This window comes from Variovorax sp. EL159 (assembly GCF_900100965.1).
Lineage (GTDB): Bacteria > Pseudomonadota > Gammaproteobacteria > Burkholderiales > Burkholderiaceae_C > Variovorax.
Map to the genome: position 1 here is coordinate 204,270 of NZ_FMUJ01000001.1, position 17,462 is coordinate 221,731.

Annotated in this window: 16 protein-coding genes and 4 tRNA genes; 15 read left to right on the plus strand and 5 right to left on the minus strand. The window is 66.3% G+C overall.

The window, feature by feature from the left end:
* Nucleotide 1: 1 nt before the first annotated feature.
* The 4 genes from BLQ28_RS00940 to BLQ28_RS00955 are packed head-to-tail and all read left to right on the plus strand — an operon-like array spanning nt 2 to nt 2,548.
* Nucleotides 2–748 (plus strand): SDR family NAD(P)-dependent oxidoreductase, encoded by a 747-nt coding sequence (locus BLQ28_RS00940; RefSeq protein ID WP_093236695.1) that lies wholly within the window; start codon nt 2–4, stop codon nt 746–748.
* A 53-nt stretch (nt 749–801) separates the two neighbouring features.
* Nucleotides 802–1,578: an SDR family NAD(P)-dependent oxidoreductase gene (locus tag BLQ28_RS00945; RefSeq protein ID WP_093236696.1), complete on the plus strand. Its 777-nt coding sequence runs from the start codon at nt 802–804 to the stop codon at nt 1,576–1,578.
* Nucleotides 1,575–2,105 (plus strand): MarR family winged helix-turn-helix transcriptional regulator, encoded by a 531-nt coding sequence (locus tag BLQ28_RS00950; protein WP_093236697.1) that lies wholly within the window; start codon nt 1,575–1,577, stop codon nt 2,103–2,105. Before BLQ28_RS00945 ends, BLQ28_RS00950 begins: the two co-directional genes overlap by 4 nt.
* Nucleotides 2,106–2,110: 5 nt before the next feature.
* Nucleotides 2,111–2,548 (plus strand): acyl-CoA thioesterase, encoded by a 438-nt coding sequence (locus BLQ28_RS00955; protein WP_256327130.1) that lies wholly within the window; start codon nt 2,111–2,113, stop codon nt 2,546–2,548.
* Nucleotides 2,549–2,556: 8 nt separating this feature from the next.
* Here BLQ28_RS00955 and BLQ28_RS00960 read toward each other — a convergent pair whose 3' ends face one another.
* Entirely contained in the window at nt 2,557–2,952 is a 396-nt protein-coding gene (locus BLQ28_RS00960; RefSeq protein ID WP_093236699.1) for a hypothetical protein, read from the minus strand.
* Nucleotides 2,953–3,103: 151 nt separating this feature from the next.
* Between BLQ28_RS00960 and BLQ28_RS00965 the strand changes: the two genes are divergently transcribed.
* From BLQ28_RS00965 to BLQ28_RS00985, 5 genes are all read left to right on the plus strand, one after another.
* A complete protein-coding gene (locus BLQ28_RS00965; RefSeq protein ID WP_093236700.1) occupies nt 3,104–3,304 on the plus strand; it encodes a hypothetical protein in 201 nt (66 codons plus the stop codon).
* 387 nt (nt 3,305–3,691) lie between these two features.
* Nucleotides 3,692–3,768, plus strand: a tRNA-Arg gene (locus BLQ28_RS00970).
* Between the two features lie 36 nt (nt 3,769–3,804).
* Complete coding sequence (locus tag BLQ28_RS00975) at nt 3,805–4,014, plus strand: short-chain dehydrogenase (RefSeq protein ID WP_093236701.1); 210 nt, start codon at nt 3,805–3,807, stop codon at nt 4,012–4,014.
* Nucleotides 4,015–4,046: 32 nt separating this feature from the next.
* Nucleotides 4,047–4,120, plus strand: a tRNA-His gene (locus BLQ28_RS00980).
* A gap of 57 nt (nt 4,121–4,177) precedes the next feature.
* Nucleotides 4,178–4,741, plus strand: coding sequence for an HNH endonuclease (locus BLQ28_RS00985; RefSeq protein WP_093236702.1), 564 nt, complete (start codon nt 4,178–4,180; stop codon nt 4,739–4,741).
* Between the two features lie 88 nt (nt 4,742–4,829).
* Here the strand turns inward: BLQ28_RS00985 and BLQ28_RS32880 are convergent, their stop codons facing one another.
* Nucleotides 4,830–5,006 (minus strand): hypothetical protein, encoded by a 177-nt coding sequence (locus tag BLQ28_RS32880; protein ID WP_176800976.1) that lies wholly within the window; start codon nt 5,004–5,006, stop codon nt 4,830–4,832.
* Nucleotides 5,007–5,277: 271 nt separating this feature from the next.
* Between BLQ28_RS32880 and BLQ28_RS00990 the strand changes: the two genes are divergently transcribed.
* Nucleotides 5,278–5,691 carry a hypothetical protein gene (locus tag BLQ28_RS00990; protein WP_093236703.1) on the plus strand — a complete coding sequence of 138 codons (414 nt, stop codon included), beginning with the start codon at nt 5,278–5,280 and terminating at the stop codon, nt 5,689–5,691.
* Between the two features lie 547 nt (nt 5,692–6,238).
* Here BLQ28_RS00990 and BLQ28_RS00995 read toward each other — a convergent pair.
* Nucleotides 6,239–6,314: transfer RNA gene (locus BLQ28_RS00995), tRNA-Lys, on the minus strand.
* Nucleotides 6,315–6,467: 153 nt separating this feature from the next.
* Between BLQ28_RS00995 and BLQ28_RS01000 the strand changes: the two genes are divergently transcribed.
* Nucleotides 6,468–7,175 carry an SDR family NAD(P)-dependent oxidoreductase gene (locus tag BLQ28_RS01000; protein WP_093236704.1) on the plus strand — a complete coding sequence of 236 codons (708 nt, stop codon included), beginning with the start codon at nt 6,468–6,470 and terminating at the stop codon, nt 7,173–7,175.
* A gap of 53 nt (nt 7,176–7,228) precedes the next feature.
* Here BLQ28_RS01000 and BLQ28_RS01005 read toward each other — a convergent pair.
* Nucleotides 7,229–7,304: transfer RNA gene (locus BLQ28_RS01005), tRNA-Ala, on the minus strand.
* A gap of 90 nt (nt 7,305–7,394) precedes the next feature.
* On the opposite strand from BLQ28_RS01005, the gene BLQ28_RS01010 reads away from it, so the two are divergent.
* Nucleotides 7,395–8,261 carry an alpha/beta hydrolase gene (locus BLQ28_RS01010; RefSeq protein WP_176800977.1) on the plus strand — a complete coding sequence of 289 codons (867 nt, stop codon included), beginning with the start codon at nt 7,395–7,397 and terminating at the stop codon, nt 8,259–8,261.
* Between the two features lie 45 nt (nt 8,262–8,306).
* On the opposite strand, the gene BLQ28_RS01015 is transcribed toward BLQ28_RS01010, so the two are convergent.
* A complete protein-coding gene (locus BLQ28_RS01015; RefSeq protein WP_093236706.1) occupies nt 8,307–9,284 on the minus strand; it encodes a GMP reductase in 978 nt (325 codons plus the stop codon).
* A gap of 207 nt (nt 9,285–9,491) precedes the next feature.
* Here BLQ28_RS01015 and BLQ28_RS01020 point away from each other — a divergent pair, with 207 nt between their 5' ends.
* The 3 genes from BLQ28_RS01020 (at nt 9,492) to BLQ28_RS01030 (ending at nt 17,451) form a co-directional block, all read left to right on the plus strand.
* Nucleotides 9,492–11,927 carry a UvrD-helicase domain-containing protein gene (locus BLQ28_RS01020; RefSeq protein WP_093236707.1) on the plus strand — a complete coding sequence of 812 codons (2,436 nt, stop codon included), beginning with the start codon at nt 9,492–9,494 and terminating at the stop codon, nt 11,925–11,927.
* A gap of 107 nt (nt 11,928–12,034) precedes the next feature.
* Entirely contained in the window at nt 12,035–15,919 is a 3,885-nt protein-coding gene (locus tag BLQ28_RS01025) for a DUF2339 domain-containing protein (RefSeq protein WP_093236708.1), read from the plus strand.
* Nucleotides 15,916–17,451: a DUF3999 domain-containing protein gene (locus BLQ28_RS01030; protein ID WP_256327131.1), complete on the plus strand. Its 1,536-nt coding sequence runs from the start codon at nt 15,916–15,918 to the stop codon at nt 17,449–17,451. Before BLQ28_RS01025 ends, BLQ28_RS01030 begins: the two co-directional genes overlap by 4 nt.
* Nucleotides 17,452–17,462: the final 11 nt, after the last annotated feature.

The following is a 17,462-nucleotide window of genomic DNA, read 5'->3' on the forward strand; positions in this document are numbered from 1 at the left end:
CATGAGCACGACGCTGCTGCCGCTTTCGGGACGCGTGGCGTTCGTGACGGGCGCGGGGCAGGGGCTGGGTGCCGCCATCGCGCGTGGGCTGGTGGAGGCGGGTGCACGTGTGGCGTTGGCGGACATCGACCTCGGCAAGGTCGAGTCGGTCGCCGCATCGGTGGGCGGTCTTGCGCTGCCACTCGATGTGCGCGACGAGAGGGCGTTCACCGAATGCTTCGACAAGGCCGTGGCGCACTTCGGCGCGGTCGACATCATGGTCAACAACGCCGCACGCACGCCGACCACGTCGATCTGGGACATCACGTCGCAAGAGTGGGACGAGGTGCTCGCCATCAACCTGCGCGGCAGCTTCTTCGGCTGCCGCATCGCCGGGCGCCACATGCGCGGGCGCGGCGAGGGCCGCATCATCAATCTCACATCGATGGCGGGGCAGCAGGCCAGCACGGCGACCGGCGCGCACTATGCGGCGAGCAAGGCCGGGTTGCTGGCCTTGACGCGTTCTTTCGCGCAAGAACTGGCGCCGCATGGCGTGACGGTGAATGCGCTGGCGCCTGCGGCCATCCTCAGTCCGGCGCTCGAAGCAATGGGCCCTGAACGACAACAGACGGTGAAGGCCGGCATTCCGCTCGGCCGCTTCGGCTTGCCCGAGGAGGTGGCAGCGGCCGTGGTCTATCTGGCCTCGCCGGCTGCCGCCTTCATGACGGGCGCGACGCTGGACCTCAACGGCGGGCGTTTCATGCGGTGACAACCTGCAGGGACGTACATCGTTAAAATGATTCAGAACTAAAACATTCAGGTATGTACTCAAATTCACTGACTGGCCGCCATGCGCTCGTGACCGGCGCCGCGCGCGGCATCGGCGCGGAGATCGCCCGCACCCTGGCCGCCGAAGGCGCCGTTCTGACTTTGCTGGGGCGCGACCGCGACGCGTTGCAGCGCGTGGCCGACTCGCTCGCGGGCAGCGGCCATGGCGTGGCCACTGCCGACGTGGCCAACCCGGAGGCCGTGCAATCGGCCTTTGCGCAGGCACGAGCCGCACGGGGCGCGATCGGCGTGCTGGTCAACAACGCCGGCGCGGCCGAGAGCGCACCGTTCCTCAAGACTTCGTTCGAGCTGTGGCAGCGCATGCTGTCGGTCAACCTGACCGGCAGCTTTCTGTGCGCGCAGGCGGCGTTGCCCGACATGCTCGACGCCGGCTGGGGCCGCATCGTCAACATCGCCAGCACGGCGGGGCAGAAGGGCTATGCCTATGTGGCTGCCTATACCGCGGCCAAGCATGGCGTGATCGGGCTCACGCGTTCGCTGGCACTGGAGGTGGCGCGCAAGGGCATCACGGTGAATGCCGTGTGCCCCGGCTATACCGACACCGACATCCTGCGCAACAGCGTGGCCAACGTCGTCGGCAAGACCGGGCGCAGCGAGGCCGATGCGCTGGCCGAGTTTTCCAGCGTCAATCCGCAAAAGCGCATCGTGCAGCCGTCCGAGGTGGCCGATACCGTGCGCTGGCTGTGCGGCGAGGGTGCCGCATCGGTCACGGGTCAATCGATCTCGGTTTCAGGAGGAGAAGTGACATGACACGCAACGACGCTTCACATGCCGTGCTGAGCGATGCCGAAGAACTCGGCCACGAGGCCCGCGCAGGCCATGAAGACCACGCGATGCTCAAGCTGTGGCTGCGCATGCTGGCGAGTACGACGCAGATCGAGGCAGAGATTCGTCGCCGCCTGCGCGAGCGCTTCGGCATCTCGCTGGCGCGTTTCGACTACATGGCGCAGCTCTACCGCTACAAGGACGGCCTGAAGATGCGCGTGCTGTCGCGCTACCTGATGGTGACCGGCGGCAACGTCACCGGGCTGACGGACGAACTCGAACGCGAAGGCATGGTGGCGCGCGCCCCCAGCCCCGACGATCGCCGCGCCTGGATCGTGAGCCTCACGCCCACGGGCCGGCGCACCTTCGAGACGATGGCGAGCGAGCACGAGCAGTGGATTCTGGAAATGTTCTCGGGCCTGGACATGAAGACCGTCAAGCAGATGCACAGCCAGCTGGGGCTGCTGCGCGTGCACGTGATGCGCGGCGAGCCCGCGGGCGAAGAGGGCTGATGACCGTGAGCGACGCCAACGCCGAATTCCTGCGCCCCCGGTTGATCCGGTTCTCGGATTGCGACCCGGCGGGCATCGTCTTCTATCCGCAGTACTTCGTGATGCTCAACGGCCTTGTCGAAGACTGGGTGAACGAAGGCCTGGGGCTCAGTTACCACGGGTTGGTGGCGCAGCGCCGCATCGGCCTGCCGACCGTGAAGCTCGAAGCCGACTTTCGTGCCGTGAGCCGCATGGGCGACCGGGTGACGCTCGGGCTCGCGGTGGAGCGGCTGGGCTCTCGTTCGATGTCGCTGGCGTTGCGCTGCTTCGAACCCGTCTCGGGCGAGCTGCGCATGGAGGTGAAGCAGGTGCTGGTGACGACCTCTCTGGAGACGCACCGCGCCGTCGCCATTCCGGACGACATGCGCGCGGCCATCCTGCGCGACGCGCCCGCGCTGGGCTGAACTTCAGTTCAGGGCTTTGGCTCTGCGGCGTCGGCGGCGTCCTGCGCGCGTTTCTTCAGCCAGCCGCTCAGCTCCCGCTTGCCCTTGGCATTGGCTGTTCGCCATGCTTCTCGTGCGGCTGCAATGAAGCGCTCTTCGGCGGCATCGGGCACTTCGGAGGGGCGGTCTTCCTTGTCGAGCCAGCCGGGTTCGACGTCGCAGTGCCGCTCGATCTGCCGCGCGAGGTTGTCGCCGATGGGCCGGGCACTCTTGATCTGGCTCCACATGCTGGGGGAGACTTCGATCTTCTTCGCAAAGGCTTGGTCCAGCCCCTTGGCTGGCAGGCCCGCGGCAACGGCCTCTTCGAGAAAGCGGCGATGCAGCGCGAGGGCATTGCGACGGCGCGCGACGGTGATATTGGGCACTGTTCAAAAACAACAACGAGACAAAAAAAGATTGTCCCGGTTGTTGACGTCGCCGTAAACACTATTTACAGTTGCCTTCATTCGCGGCCCAGGCCGTCCCCTTTTTCAACCCCTAACAGCCGACAGCGGCAATTTTTGACCAGGAACCATCGTGAACACCGCCTTGACTCTCACCAACATTCGACCCGCATCGGGCCGGGCGTTCGTGCGCGTGTGGTCGTGCGGCGGTTTCAACATGCTGTCGACCCCGTCGAACCTGCGCCAGAGCTACGTGCATGCCACGAAAGCCGCAGCAAGCCTGCGCGTTGGCAAGTTCGAGGATCAGGTGCTACCGGGTGGAGATTGCGCATAGGCGCACATCTTCCAAGCTCTCTCAAGCAGAGGCCCGGACACCGAAAGGTTCCGGGCCTTTTTGTTTTTTGCTTTGTTTGTTTGTTGGTCGTGCTTTGCCATTTCGGGTGTGCCTTCACCACACCGCCAGAGTCCACCGCGTAGACGGTCTGGCGGGATGTGCAGGAAAGTGATCACCCCTGTGCAGCGACGTCGTACGGGGCAGCGCCCAGCGCGCTGTCCGTCGCGTGAGGACACAACCGAAATGGAAAAGCGGGTCATTCATCCGTTTTTCTCAACCCGACCCGAGCGGGACCGGGCCATGCAGATGGCCCTCCCGCGGAAACCGGCCGCAAAGATTGGGCGGCGCCGGAACTCGTAACCGGACACTTTTTGTTTTGCTTTTCGACCCGCGTTAGCTCAATGGATCAGAGCATTTGCCTACGAAGCAAGGGGTTGCACGTTCGAGTCGTGCACGTGGGGCCATGTTTTTGTTTTGTCGCAACCAACCAAGGAGTCACCATGCGCAAGCGCAACACCCCGATCCGGATGATCACCGTGCGCCCGGCCCAGCCGCGCAAGCGCATGGTCTTTGCACTGGCCCGACGCTTCGGCATCGGCACCGATGCACGGCGCGAGACGGACAGCCTGTCTGCATCGCCTGGCCGTGGCGAGTGCCGCCTCGATGCCCTCGACCTCGACCAGCGCGTGCGCCTGCTGGGCGAGTGGTAGGTCGGCAGCCGGCTTTTTTCTTTTTTTCGATGGTGCATGTAGCTCAACGGCAGAGCCGCGGGTTGTGGTCCCGCTGACGACGGTTCGATTCCGTTCGTGCACCCCATCTGTTCTTTTTCTTTTTTTCTCCTGATTCAACCATCGCCGCGAAAGGAGGCGAGTCATGCACCCTCACGTCCTGCAACTCGATATTCAGGGCACGCCGCAAGCCTGGATTTCGCTGGAGCAGGCGGTGCTGCACTACGCCACCGGATCGGTCGCCTGGGAAGACGGCGACCTGCCGCTGGCCACGCTGCGTGGTGGCTTCAACGTGGCGCGCGGTGTGCAGTCGCGTGTTGACGTGGCGCCCATCATCGCGCTGCGTGGCGCGTCGAAGATCAACCTGTTCGACGTGGTGCCCAGCGTCACCAAGAGCAAGCTGCTGCGGCGCGACCGCCACACCTGTGCGTACTGCGCCGGCGTGTTCCAGGAGCGCGATCTGCAATGCGAACACGTGATGCCCGAGTCGCGCGGTGGCCCGTGGACGTGGACCAATCTGGTGAGCGCATGCGCGGTCTGCAACAACAGGAAGGCGGCGCGCACGCCCGAAGAAGCGGGCATGCCGCTGGTCTACCTGCCGTACGTGCCCAGCCGCTTCGAGAACTTCCTGCTCGAAGGTCGCAACATTCGCGCCGACGTGCACGAATGGCTGGCGAAGCGGCTGCCCAAGGGGTCGCGGCTTCAGTGAGGGCGCATCAATGCAGCTTGTCCGCGACCATGAAAAAAGCCCGCCGTCTTTAGGACGGCGGGCTTTTCTTGCGTGTACGAAGGACCGGTCAGCGGCCGATGCCGAAGAAGCGATAGGCCACCACGCCTGCTGCTGCAATGCCGCCTACAACGATGAAAACGAACTTTGTGAAGCGTCCGCTGTTGCGTTTCGAGCGAGTCCAATGTTCCGGACCGATCAGGTCGATGGGAACGGTGGGTTTGCCTATGTCGGAAGCCTTTTCCATGGGCGGAAATATAGCTCAGGCTTCAAAGCATGCGCCGGTGGCGGCCCTTTGCGTTGTTTCCTGGCAAGGCCATTGACGCCCGCTGCGAGCAGACAAAAAAATACCCGCCTGAGCGGGCCAACGAGCTTTTCGCTTCGAAGTTTGATGTCCCTTCGTTGTTGTTCTTGTGCTGCGTGACAGCAGGGACAAGATGCCACGTCCTACTGGCTACTTTTGTAGGGCGGGTCTTGAGTGGGCGTAAGCGACGAATAAAAATGTGAAAAATTGCCGTATGAACAAACAAATCATTCTCGAAAGCCTGACGCGAGCCTTGGAGAGCTGGATCCGCAATGCGTCAGCGGCGCAGCTCTGGCAGGTGCATCAGGCGGGTGGCCTGGGCGCACTCGTTCATGCGGAGGGCGACGTCGTCCAGGTCCGCATCACGCAGGGCGGCCCGCGCAGCCTGCTGTCGGACATCGGCAAGACCGATGGACGCCTGCCGGTCACCGAAGCATTTCGCGGCGGTGCGGCTGCGGACTGGGGCACGCCACCGCCGCAAGGCAGCGATGCGCGCGCGCAGTGGTTCCTGTCGAGCGAAGTGGCCCAGGCGCATGCACGGCAGTACCTCGCGGCGGAAGTGAGTGAGAAGCACGATGTGCTTGTGCGCTTTGTCGACGACTGGGTCGCCGTGCAAGGCGGCGCGTAGGGCCAGGCTTCCTCGCCCGCGACTGTTGTCGGCCCGGACCACGCTAGTTGATCGCGGTACATCGATGGCTCGCCATCGATGGTCGGCGTTGTGTGTTCCCAATCTGGATCGACCATGTGCTCGAACGCGGCCGTGCCGAAGGGCGGCGCGATGACGACGTCGAACGATTCGAAAAGCCGATGCCACCGCTTGCGCAATTGCATGCGCCGGTCGAGCGGGAGCAGCCATTCATGCGCGGAGATATGTGCATCGCACAGTTCGAGAGGGCCTATCTGGTGCACGCCCATCCAGCGGGTCCGACAGATGCGTGTCGATGTGCGCGACCGCACGCGACAACAGATCGAGATAGCGAACCGTCTGTGTTCTCGATGCTGTGAAGGCGTCTTGCTGCATGGCAGCGGGATTGTTCCAAACAACCGGTCGCACGACGTGTCCGCGTTTGCTCGATGGGCCCGCTCCATGCCCGCCGACCGATGCACGGCGCGCCAATGAAAAAAGCCTGCTACCGGTGAGGTAGCAGGCTTTTCAGCGTTTCCGCAATGTTGGTTGGTGGGCCCTGAGTGACTCGAACACTCGACCTACGGATTAAGAGTCCGCTGCTCTACCAACTGAGCTAAGAGCCCTTGCTTTGAAAACGTTTTGCGTTTTCTGGCAAGACCACGAGTATATCCCAGAATTTCGGCTTGTCCAAAAAATTTATGAGTCGCAGCGTTAGGATGCGTCATCCCCGATGGGGCATCGGCCCCTCCACCTCCATCTCTACCAGGAGAATTTCGATGAGCGATGCAAGCACCACGCCCCATGTTCTGATCACCGGCGCCGCGGGCGCGCTGGGCCGTGCGGTGGCGCAGCACTTCCTTGAGCAGGGCGCGCGTCTCGCGTTGGTCGATCACCACGCGGGCCGACTGGCCGAAGTGTTCCCGGGCCTCGACAACTCGCAGCACCTGTTGCTCGCGGGCGACGTGACCTCAGCATCGGAGATGGCCGGTCTTGCCGAGCAGGCGCTCAAGTCTTTCGGCCGCGTCGACGTGCTCGTGCACATCGCGGGCGGCTTCGAGATGGGCGAGGCAACGCATGCGCTCACGCGTGCGAGCTGGGACCGCATGATGAATCTCAATGCGTGGTCGTTCGTCGCGGTGACGCAGGCGGTGCTGCCTTCGATGATCGAGCGCGGCGCCGGTCGCGTCATCGCCGTGACGGCGAAGGTGGCGGCGCGTGGCGTGCCGGCGATGGCCGCCTACATCGCGTCGAAGAGCGCGCTGCAGCGCCTGGTCGAAGCGATGGCCGCCGAGGCGGCGCCGCATGGCGTCAACGTGAACAGCGTGGCGCCCAGCGTGCTCGACACGCCCGCCAATCGCCAGGCGATGCCCGATGCGAATCCGTCCGACTGGGTCTCGACTTCCGTTGCGGCGCAGACCATCGGTTTTCTTGCATCGCCCGCGGCGGCCGCACTTCATGGCCAGCACCTGACGCTCGATACCTGAGCCGGAAAAAAGAAAAGGGCCCTGGCGATTGCCAAGGCCCTTTTCAAATCGGTTGGTGGAGAGGAGGAGGATCGAACTCCCGACCTCCGCATTGCGAACGCGGCGCTCTCCCAGCTGAGCTACCCCCCCAACGCAAGGCGAATTTTAACCAGAACTGCCGTTTTGGCGCAGGCCTTCATGCCAAGATGCGCGCCTCTCGAAACAAGGAGCAGGAACCGCATGGCCTCGTACGATCCCGCCTGGCTGGAAGGCATGTACAACAACCTCGCGCGGGTCAAGAACCACCCGGTGTACTTCGAACGGTGGGCGCGCGAATCCGCCGCAGCACGCGACAACCTGCCCGGCCGGATCGACCTGCCTTACGGCGCCGGCCCGAATGAGACGCTCGACATCTTCCCGGCACCGGTGCCCGATGCGCCGGTCCTGGTCTTCATCCATGGCGGCTACTGGCGTGCGATGGACAAGAGCCAGCACTCCTTCATTGCCCCCGCGTTCAACGACCGCGGCGTGTGCGTGGTCGTGCCCAACTATGCGTTGTGCCCCGGTCCTGCTGAGCAACCCGTGACCGTGCCGGGCATCCTGTTGCAGATGGTGCAGGCGCTCGCGTGGACATGGCGCCATGTTGCGGCCTACGGCGGTGATCCGTCGCGCATCACGGTGGCCGGGCACTCGGCGGGCGGGCACATGGCCGCGGCCTTGCTGGCCTGCGACTGGAAGGCGGTCGCGCCCGACCTGCCCGTGCAACTGGTGCGCAACGCGCTCTCGATCTCGGGCCTGTACGACCTGCGGCCGTTGCAGCGCACGCCGTTCCTGGAGAAGGTGCTCAAGCTGACCGATGCAGATGCGCTGCGCGCCAGTCCCGCGCTCTGGCCTGCGCCTTCACGCGGCCAGCTCTACGCGGCGGCCGGTGGTGGCGAGAGCGCGGAGTTCATTCGCCACAACGCGATGATCCGCGAGGCGTGGGGCCGCAACACCGTGCCGGTGTGCGAAGTGCTCCCAGGGTTGAACCATTTCGACGTGGTCGACGCGATCGCCGATCCGGCCCACGTGCTGCACCGGCATGCGGTGCAACTGCTCGAAGCCTGACGACGACCGGCGCAACGACCGGCGGTGCAGCCCCTCGGGGCCGCCTTACATCAGCAGGTGTTCGCCTTCGTTGGCACCGCCCAGCGTGACGTAGTTGACCTTGCGGATGTCCATCAGCGTGCGGCCGCCCGCGTAGCTGATCGAGCTTTGCACATCCTGCTCCATCTCGATGAGCGTGTTGGCCAGCTTGCCCTTGATGGGTTCGAGGATGCGCTTGCCCTCGACGTGCTTGTACTCGCCCTTGTTGAAGTCGCTGGCCGAACCGTAGTACTCCTTGTAGAGCACGCCGTCGACATCGACCGTCTTGCCCGGCGATTCTTCATGCCCCGCGAACAGCGAGCCGATCATCACCATCGACGCGCCGAAGCGCACGCTCTTGGCAATGTCGCCGTGGTCGCGGATGCCGCCGTCGGCAATGATCGGCTTGGTCGCCACGCGCGCGCACCACTTGAGCGCCGACAGCTGCCAGCCCCCCGTACCGAAACCGGTCTTGAGTTTGGTGATGCACACCTTGCCCGGGCCGATGCCCACCTTGGTTGCGTCGGCGCCCCAGTTCTCCAGGTCGATCACGGCCTCGGGCGTGCCGACGTTGCCGGCAATCACGAAGGACTTCGGCAGCTTTTCCTTGAGGTAGCCGATCATGTTCTTCACGCTGTCGGCATGGCCGTGCGCGATGTCGATCGTGATGTATTCAGGCGTCAGGCCCTCGGCCACCAGTTGATCGACCGTGTCGTAGTCGGGCTTCTTCACGCCGAGTGAGATGGAGGCGAACACGCCCTTGCCCTGCATGTCCTTGACGAACTTGACGTTGTCGAGGTCGAAGCGGTGCATGACATAGAAGTAGCCGTTCTGCGCCAGCCACAGGCAGTTCGATTCGTCGACCACCGTCTTCATGTTGGCCGGCACCACCGGCATGCGGAACGTGCGCTCGCCCAGCTTCACGCTGGTATCGCACTCGGAACGGCTCTCCACGCGGCACTTGCGCGGGAGCAGAAGGATGTTGTCGTAATCGAAAATTTGCATGACCAGGCTCCTGAAAGGAATCGTTGAACAGAACGAATGAGCGCTTGGTCCGGCCGGTTTTCGCGGCGCCTTCTGCAAAGGAAGACGCCCACAAAAAACCGGGCGCAAGAAACTTGGGCCCGGTGATTGAGTTTACGCGGTCTCGCGGCGGCAGGTCTTCCGCTTCTTCATATAACCCGCATACGCAGTGGTTTCTACAATCGAGGGATGTTGTTTAACGATCCTGCGGCTGACGCCCATCCTGCGGACCTGCCGCTGCTCCATAACCTGAACGCGGAGCAACTCGCCGCGGTCACACTGCCGGCGGGCAACGCGCTGATCCTCGCGGGCGCCGGCTCGGGCAAGACCCGCGTGCTCACCACCCGCATCGCATGGCTGCTCCAGACGGGGCAGGTTTCCGCCGGCGGCATCCTCGCCGTGACCTTCACCAACAAGGCCGCCAAGGAAATGATGACGCGGTTGACGGCGATGCTGCCCGTCAACGTGCGCGGCATGTGGATCGGTACCTTCCACGGCCTGTGCAACCGGCTGCTGCGCGCCCACTGGAAGCTGGCCAACCTGCCGTCGACTTTCCAGATCCTCGACACGCAAGACCAGCTCTCGGCCATCAAGCGCCTGATGAAGCAGTTCAACGTCGACGACGAGCGCTTTCCGGCCAAGCAGACGCAATGGTTCATCGCCGGCGCCAAGGAAGACGGCCTGCGCCCCGGTGACGTCGAAGTCCGCAGCGACGATGACCGCAAGAAGGTCGAGCTGTACCAGCTCTACGAAGAGCAATGTCAGCGCGAAGGTGTGGTCGATTTCGGCGAGCTGATGCTGCGCAGCTACGAACTGCTGCGCGACAACGACCCGGTGCGCGAGCACTACCAGCGGCGCTTTCGCCACATCATGATCGACGAGTTCCAGGACACCAACCGCCTGCAGTACGCGTGGATCAAGATGCTCTCGGGCAACGTGGTTGCGGGCCAGTTCACGCCGAGCGGAAGCAACAGCGTGATCGCCGTGGGCGACGACGACCAGAGCATCTACGCCTTTCGCGGCGCGCGCGTGGGCAACATGACCGACTTCGTGCGCGAGTTCGATGTGCGCCACCAGATCAAGCTGGAGCAGAACTACCGCAGCTACAGCAACATCCTCGATTCGGCCAACGAGCTCATCAGCCACAACAAGAAGCGCCTGGGCAAGAGCCTGCGCACCGACCAGGGCCCCGGCGAGCCGGTGCGCGTGTACGAGTCGCCCACCGATCTTGCCGAGGCGCAATGGATGGTCGAAGAAATGCGCCAGCTGGCGCGCGACGGCTTCGAGCGCAAGGAAATGGCCGTGCTCTACCGCAGCAACGCGCAGAGCCGGGTGATCGAAACCGCGCTCTTCAATGCCTCGGTGCCGTACCGCGTGTACGGCGGCCTGCGCTTCTTCGAGCGCGCCGAAATCAAGCACGCGCTGGCCTATCTGCGCCTGCTCGAGAACAAGGACGACGACACCAGCTTCCTGCGCGTCGTCAACTTTCCGCCGCGCGGCATCGGCGCGCGCACGCTCGAAACCCTGCAGGACGCGGCACGCGCGGCCGGGCGCTCGCTGCACGACGCCGTGAGCGTCGTCGGCGGCAAGGCCGGCACGAACCTCACCGGCTTCGTCGCCAAGATTGACGTGCTGCGCGAGCAGACGCAGGGCGTGAGCCTGCGCGAGATCATCGAGCTGGTGCTCGACCACAGCGGGCTCATCGAGCACTACAAGGCCGACCGCGAAGGTGCCGACCGTGTCGAGAATCTGGAAGAACTCGTGAATGCCGCCGAGAGCTTCGTCACGCAGGAAGGCTTCGGCCGCGATGCGGTGGCGTTGCCGGTGGACGAACTGCGCCAGTCGCCGGCGAGCCAAGGCATCGACCTGACGCGCGCGGTGATCGACGAGCCGCTCGCACCCGATGCAGAGACCGGCGAAACGCTGAGCCCGCTGGCAGCCTTCCTCACGCATGCCGCGCTCGAATCGGGCGACAACCAGGCGCAGGCGGGGCAGGACGCGGTGCAACTGATGACCGTGCACGCGGCCAAGGGCCTGGAGTTCGACTGCGTGTTCATCACTGGCATGGAAGAGGGCCTGTTCCCGCACGAGAACTCGATGAGCGACTTCGAGAGCCTCGAGGAAGAGCGCCGCCTGATGTACGTGGCCATCACGCGCGCACGCAAGCGCCTGTACCTGAGCCATTCGCAGACGCGCATGCTGCACGGCCAGACCCGCTACAACGTCAAGAGCCGCTTCTTCGACGAACTGCCCGAAGGCGCGCTCAAGTGGCTCACGCCCAAGAATCAGGGCTTCACGCCGTCGGCCTTCGGCTATGGCGGCGGCTATGCCAGCACGCGCGGTGGTGGTGGCGCCTACAGCGGCGGCAGTGGCGGCAGTAGCTATGGCGGCGGTAGCAGCTATGGCGGCAACAAGGACACTTTCGCCAGCCCGCCGGTGCCACCGCAAAAAGCGGCGCCGTCGCACGGCCTGCGCTCGGGCATGCAGGTGTTCCACAACAAGTTCGGCGAAGGCACGGTGGTGGCGCTCGAAGGCACGGGCGACGATGCGCGTGCGCAGGTCAAGTTCACGCGCCACGGCGTCAAGTGGCTGGCGTTGTCGGTCGCCAAGCTCACGCCGGTTTGATTGCGCTACTAAAACTATAGCTAACAGCGCAGGCGGGACGGGCGCCAGAGCGCTCCTTGTCCTGAACGGCCGTAAACTCCGGGCTCGCCAAACATGGGGAGTTCGGGATGTGGTTTCTTGGCATCATTGCCGGCCTGGTGATCGGAGCGCTGTTCGAGTCGGTCCCGGCGGCGCTGGTCCTTGCGGTGCTGGGCGCGTTCGCGCTCCCGCTGATGTTCGGCAAGAAGAAAGCCGCACCCCAGCGAACCGAGGCTGAAAGCGCGCCGAACCCCGGCACCGCGAGCCCTGCGGCCAGCAGTACCAGCACCAGCACCGCTCCGGCTGGCGGTGTGCTGAAGCTGCAGCAGCGCGTGGCGGAGCTCGAACAGCGTGTCTCGCTGCTCGAGCGGCGTTTGTCGCAAGGCGCGGCCGATGGGGTGGCGGCACCTGCCGCCGAGGCCACCGCCTCCGTCATTCCCGAACTGGCCGACATGCCGGCCAGCGATCTCGCAACCTCGATGGCGGACACGCTGCCCGCCACCGTCCCGTCGCTGCCGTTGGCTCCGCCTGCTGCGGAGCTGGCCCGTCCGCGCATCGCGACGATGACGGTGCTCGCGCCAGCCGCGGCAGATGCCGCTGCGGCTGCCGACGTGCCGGTCACCCCCGCCGCGCCTGTGGTGGCTGCTGCTGTCGCCCCCGTCGACAAGCCCGTCGCACCGCCGCAACCCGAGGCCGCCGCCCCGGTCAAGCCGCCCGTGGCCGCGCCAGCACCTGTTCGCCGTCCACCACCGCCGCCTCCGCCGCCACCGGTGCCGTTGCGCGACCGCCTGCCTGCACCCATCGCCAACCTGATCTTCGGCGGCAACATGCTCGTCAAGCTGGGCGTGCTGATCCTGTTCCTCGGGCTGGCCTTCCTGCTGCGCTACACCGCCGAGCGCGTGACCGTGCCGATCGAGCTGCGCTATGCGGCTGTGGCGCTGGTCGGCGCCGGCCTGCTGGCGCTGGGCTGGCTGCTGCGCAAGAAGCGCGCAGGCTATGCGCTGATCCTGCAGGGCGCGGGCATCGGTGTCTTCTATCTCACGACGCTCGCGGCCATGAAGCTCAGCGGGCTGCTGCCGGCCAGCGTCGGCTTCGCCTTCCTGTTCGGCGTGGCCGTGCTCAGTGCCGCGCTGGCCGTGTTGCAGAATGCGCCGCTGCTGGCCATCGTCGCTGCGCTCGAAGGCTTTGCCGCGCCGGTGCTCGCCTCCACCGGTTCGAACCAGCCAGTCGGCCTCTTCACCTACCTGCTGGTGCTCGACGTCGGCATCGTGCTGATCGCCTGGTTCAAGGCCTGGCGCGTGCTGAACCTGATCGGCTTCGTCGGCACCTTCACGCTGGCGGCCGGCTGGGCGCACAAGTACTACACCGACGACCAGTACGGCACCATCCAGCCCTTCCTGATCGCGTTCTTCCTCTTGTTCACCGCCATCGGCCTGCTGTTCGCGCGCCGCACGCTGTTCGATGCGCCGGTGCAGCCCGCGCAGCCGCTGGCCACACGCGCGCTGGACACGCTGCGCCGCGCCGGCCGGGTCGACAGCTCGCTCGTGTTCGGCACGCCCATGGTCGCGTTCGGCATGCAGGTCCTGCTGATGCGTCCGTGGGAATACGGCGCCGCCTTTTCGGCGATGGCGCTTGCGGCCTTCTATCTCGTGATGGGGCGGCTGGTGTTCGCCACGCAGCCCAAGGGGTTGGCGTTGCTGGCGGAGGCCTACGCCATCGTCGGCGTGATCTTCGGCACGCTGGCGATTCCACTCGGGCTCGAAGGCCAGTGGACTGGCGCGGCCTGGGCGGTCGAGGCCGCCGGCATGTACTGGCTGGGCGCGCGGCAGGGGCGCGTGTATGCGCGCGCCTTCGCGTTCGTGGTGTTTGCCGGCGCGGTGCTGAAGCTGCTCGAAGCCACGGGGCTCGACGCGGCCCCGGGCCATCCGCTGCTCCAGGGCTCGCTGATCGGTCCGCTGCTGGTGGCCGTGAGCGCCTTCGCCATGTGGGCCATGCATCGCCGCGCCAAGCTGGATGCCGGCAACACCGTCGAAGCCATGGCCGGCAGCGCCTTGCCGTGGCTCGCCATGGCCGCGTTGACGCTGCTGCTCTGGCAATGGTGGACGCCGCCTTGGGCCGCTGCTGCAACCGCCGTGCTGGCGTCGGTCACCTTCGCCGTGGCGGTGCGCTTCGCGTTGCTGCCGCTGACCTCTGTGAGCTTCGGCATGCAGGCATTCGCGGTGGCGAGCTTCATCGCGACGCTGCACCACGTGGGCGAGATGACCGACGGCCGCGTGCTCGAAAGCGGATGGCAGGGCGCCGCCGCTGCCTGCCTGATCGCGCTCAGCGTGCTCGGCAGCGCCGCGTGGTCGATGCTGCAGGCGCACCGTGCGGCGCTGGCGCGGGGCATCCAGCCCGTGTGGTCGATCGGCAATATGGTGGGCGTGCTCGCGGGCGTGAGCCTGCTGCACCTGGCGATGCTGTTCCAGCTGACCCTGGCGCAGGCTGCGCTGCTGTGGCCGCTGACGGCCACGGTCGTGCTCTGGGTGGCACTGCGCATGGCGCATTTCCCGCTCGCTGCGCTAGCTGGCGTGCTGCAGGTGATCGCGGCATGCGCGTTCGGTGCGAGCCAGTCCGTCGACCCCGAAGCGGTGCGGCCGGCTTTCGCGCACCTCGATTTCTGGACGCCGGTCGTGCTGGGCCTCACCGCCTTGCTGGCCGGCGACTGGCTGCGTGACGAAGCACGGCCGCGCGTGAGCGAGCCCGCAGGTGCGGCGCGCAAGCGCTGGGCCAATGCGTGGTGCGCGATTCCGGTCGTGCTGTGGGCGCCGGTGATCTGGGGGCTTTTCTGGTGGTTCTTCGGCGTGCTCGACGAAAGCCTCCGCGTGCTGAACCGTCACGGTCTCGCGAGCCATGTGCCCGCAGTCGCGATGGCCGTGGTGCTCGTCACCTCCGTGCTGGCCGCGCTCGTGGCGTACCGCCGCGACTGGTCGCAGCTCGGCAAGGCCACGATCGCCACGCTGCCGGGCTTCGGGTTGATCGCAGCCTACGGCGTCGCGGGCGGCCCGACGCCGTTCTACGTGCCGTCGAGCGCATTGGGCTGGATCGCCTGGCCGCTGGCGCTGGTGTGGCATCTGCGCCTGCTGCGCACGCAGAAGCGCTGGTTCGAAACCCCGGCACTGATGCCGTTCCACGTCGCGGGCTTCTGGCTCTTCTTGCTGCTCGCGGCGCGCGAATGCCAATGGCAGCTCGGGCGCATCGGGGCCGAGTGGTCGAGCTGGCAGCTGCTGGGCTGGGCCATCGTGCCGGCGCTCGTGCTGTGGGCGCTGCGCTCGCGTGCGGTGCTGCAGCGCTGGCCGCTGACCGAATACCGCGGCGCCTACCTCGAGTTCGCGGCGACGCCGGTGGTGGTGTACCTGCTGGTCTGGGTCTGGCTCACCAATGCCGTGAGCCCGGGCAATGCCGCGCCGCTGCCCTATGTGCCGCTGCTGAATCCGCTCGAGCTTGCGCAATGGCTGGTGCTGTTCGCGCTGATGCTCTGGTGGCGCGCCTTGCCGCAAGGATCGTTCGCGCGTGTCGATCCGATGATCGCCAAGGGCGCAGTCGGCCTCACCGGGCTCGCATTGCTGACGGGCATGGTGCTGCGCACCTGCCATCACTACGCAGGTGTCGAATGGCGCTTCGATGCGCTCTATGCCTCGTGGCTGACACAGGCGGCGCTGTCGATCACCTGGGCGGTGTGCGGTGTGGCCGCGATGGTGCTGGGCCATTCGCGCAAGGTGCGCACCTTGTGGGTCGCGGGCGCGGTGCTGCTCGGTGTGGTGGTGCTGAAGCTGTTCTTCGTCGAGCTGGCCAACCGCGGCGGGCTGTTCCGCATCGTGTCGTTCATCGCGGTGGGCGCGTTGCTGCTGCTGGTGGGCTACTTCGCACCCGTGCCGCCCAAGAAGGAAGAAGAAGCGCCGCAGAAGGCGCCAGCGGAAGGCGGTGCGGCATGAGCGGCGCCGTGATCCGGATGCATCGCGCACGCGGCGCCTTCGTGGCCGTCGTGGCTGCAACGGGCTTCCTTGGCGCGGCGCACGCACAGCCCGCCACCTCCGCGCCCATCGTGCTGCAGGGCGACGGGCCGTACCACCGGCTCACGCTGCCCCTGTCGATCTACGGCAGCGCTGCGTACGGCGACTTGCGCGACCTTCGCGTGCGCAACGCTGCAGGCCATGCCGTGCCCTATGCCTGGTTGCGCAACGAGGCCGCGACACCGCAAACCGCCTCGCAGGACGTGCCGATCTTCGCGCTGCCCGGCAGCGACAACGGCGCGGCCCCGGCCGATGCATCGCTCGCCTTTTCCGTGCGGCCCGACGGCTCGCTGGCACTCGACAGCAAGGCCGCCAGCGCCCAGCGCAAGGCGAGCGAGGCCACGCAATGGCTCATCGACCTGAGCCAGGTCAAGGGGAGCCTGCTGCAAGCCCGCTTCGAGATCGCGCCCGATGCGCGCGGCCTGTTCGCCTTCCGGCTCGAAGCCAGCGACGACCTGCGCCAATGGCGGCCGGTGGGCGGCGAAGATCAACTCGTGCGGCTGGCTCATGGCGGCCAGACCATCGAACGCCTCGCGGTCGATCTGGGCAGCCTTCGCACGCGCTTCCTGCGCCTGCGATGGAGCGACCCGCAACACGGCGCGCCGCTGACCGGCGTGGGCATCGACAGCGTGCAAGAGGTCGAACCCGTCGCGCCGCTCGAATGGTCGGGCCCGCTGAAGCCGGAGCGCTGCGCCACCGACTACTGCGACTACCTGCTGCCGCGCGGCCTGCCGGTGCAGAGCCTGCGCATCGACCTGGCCGACATCAACACGCTGGCGCAGGTCGGCATTTCGGGGCTGTCCGATCCGGCGCCCGCCGCGGCCACGCCGCAGCAGCAGCCCGTGCCCCGCAATCCGCTCTACGCATTGCGGCACCAGCAGCGCCGGCCGGTTTCGTTGCCTGACAGGCCGGACGAATCGCCGCTGCTCGATGCCGTGGTCTACCGCCTTGCGCAGGCAGGCGGCGAGGCGCGCTCGCCCGTGCTTGCGCTCGATGGTGCGGTGTACGCGCGCTTGCGCCTGCGAACCGCCGGCCCGGTGAGCGTGCTGGGTGCGACGCCACCGGTCATCGCCGTGGGTGCGGTGCCGCGCACGCTGGTGTTTCTTGCGCAGGGCGCGGCGCCGTTCTCGCTGGCGTGGCGTGCGGCGCCCGTTGCCGGTACCGTCGAAGGTGCCGAGCCCGGTGCGCCGCTCGCGCTTTCAACGCTGATCCCGGGCTATGCGCCGGACAAGCCGGTGGTTGCCGATGGCGCCTCGGTCGCGTTGCCGACGGCGGCGAGCACGGCCGCCGTGGCGGCGGCCGCGCAGTCGCCGATTCCGCAGGCGGCGGGCGCCGATGCGGCATCACGCAAATGGTGGTTGTGGGGTGCGCTGGGTGTCGGCCTGCTGTTGCTGGCCGGCATGGCATGGTCGTTGTTCGCGAGCCTGCGCAAGGACGCGGCCAGGCCCGATTGAATCGGAAGCCG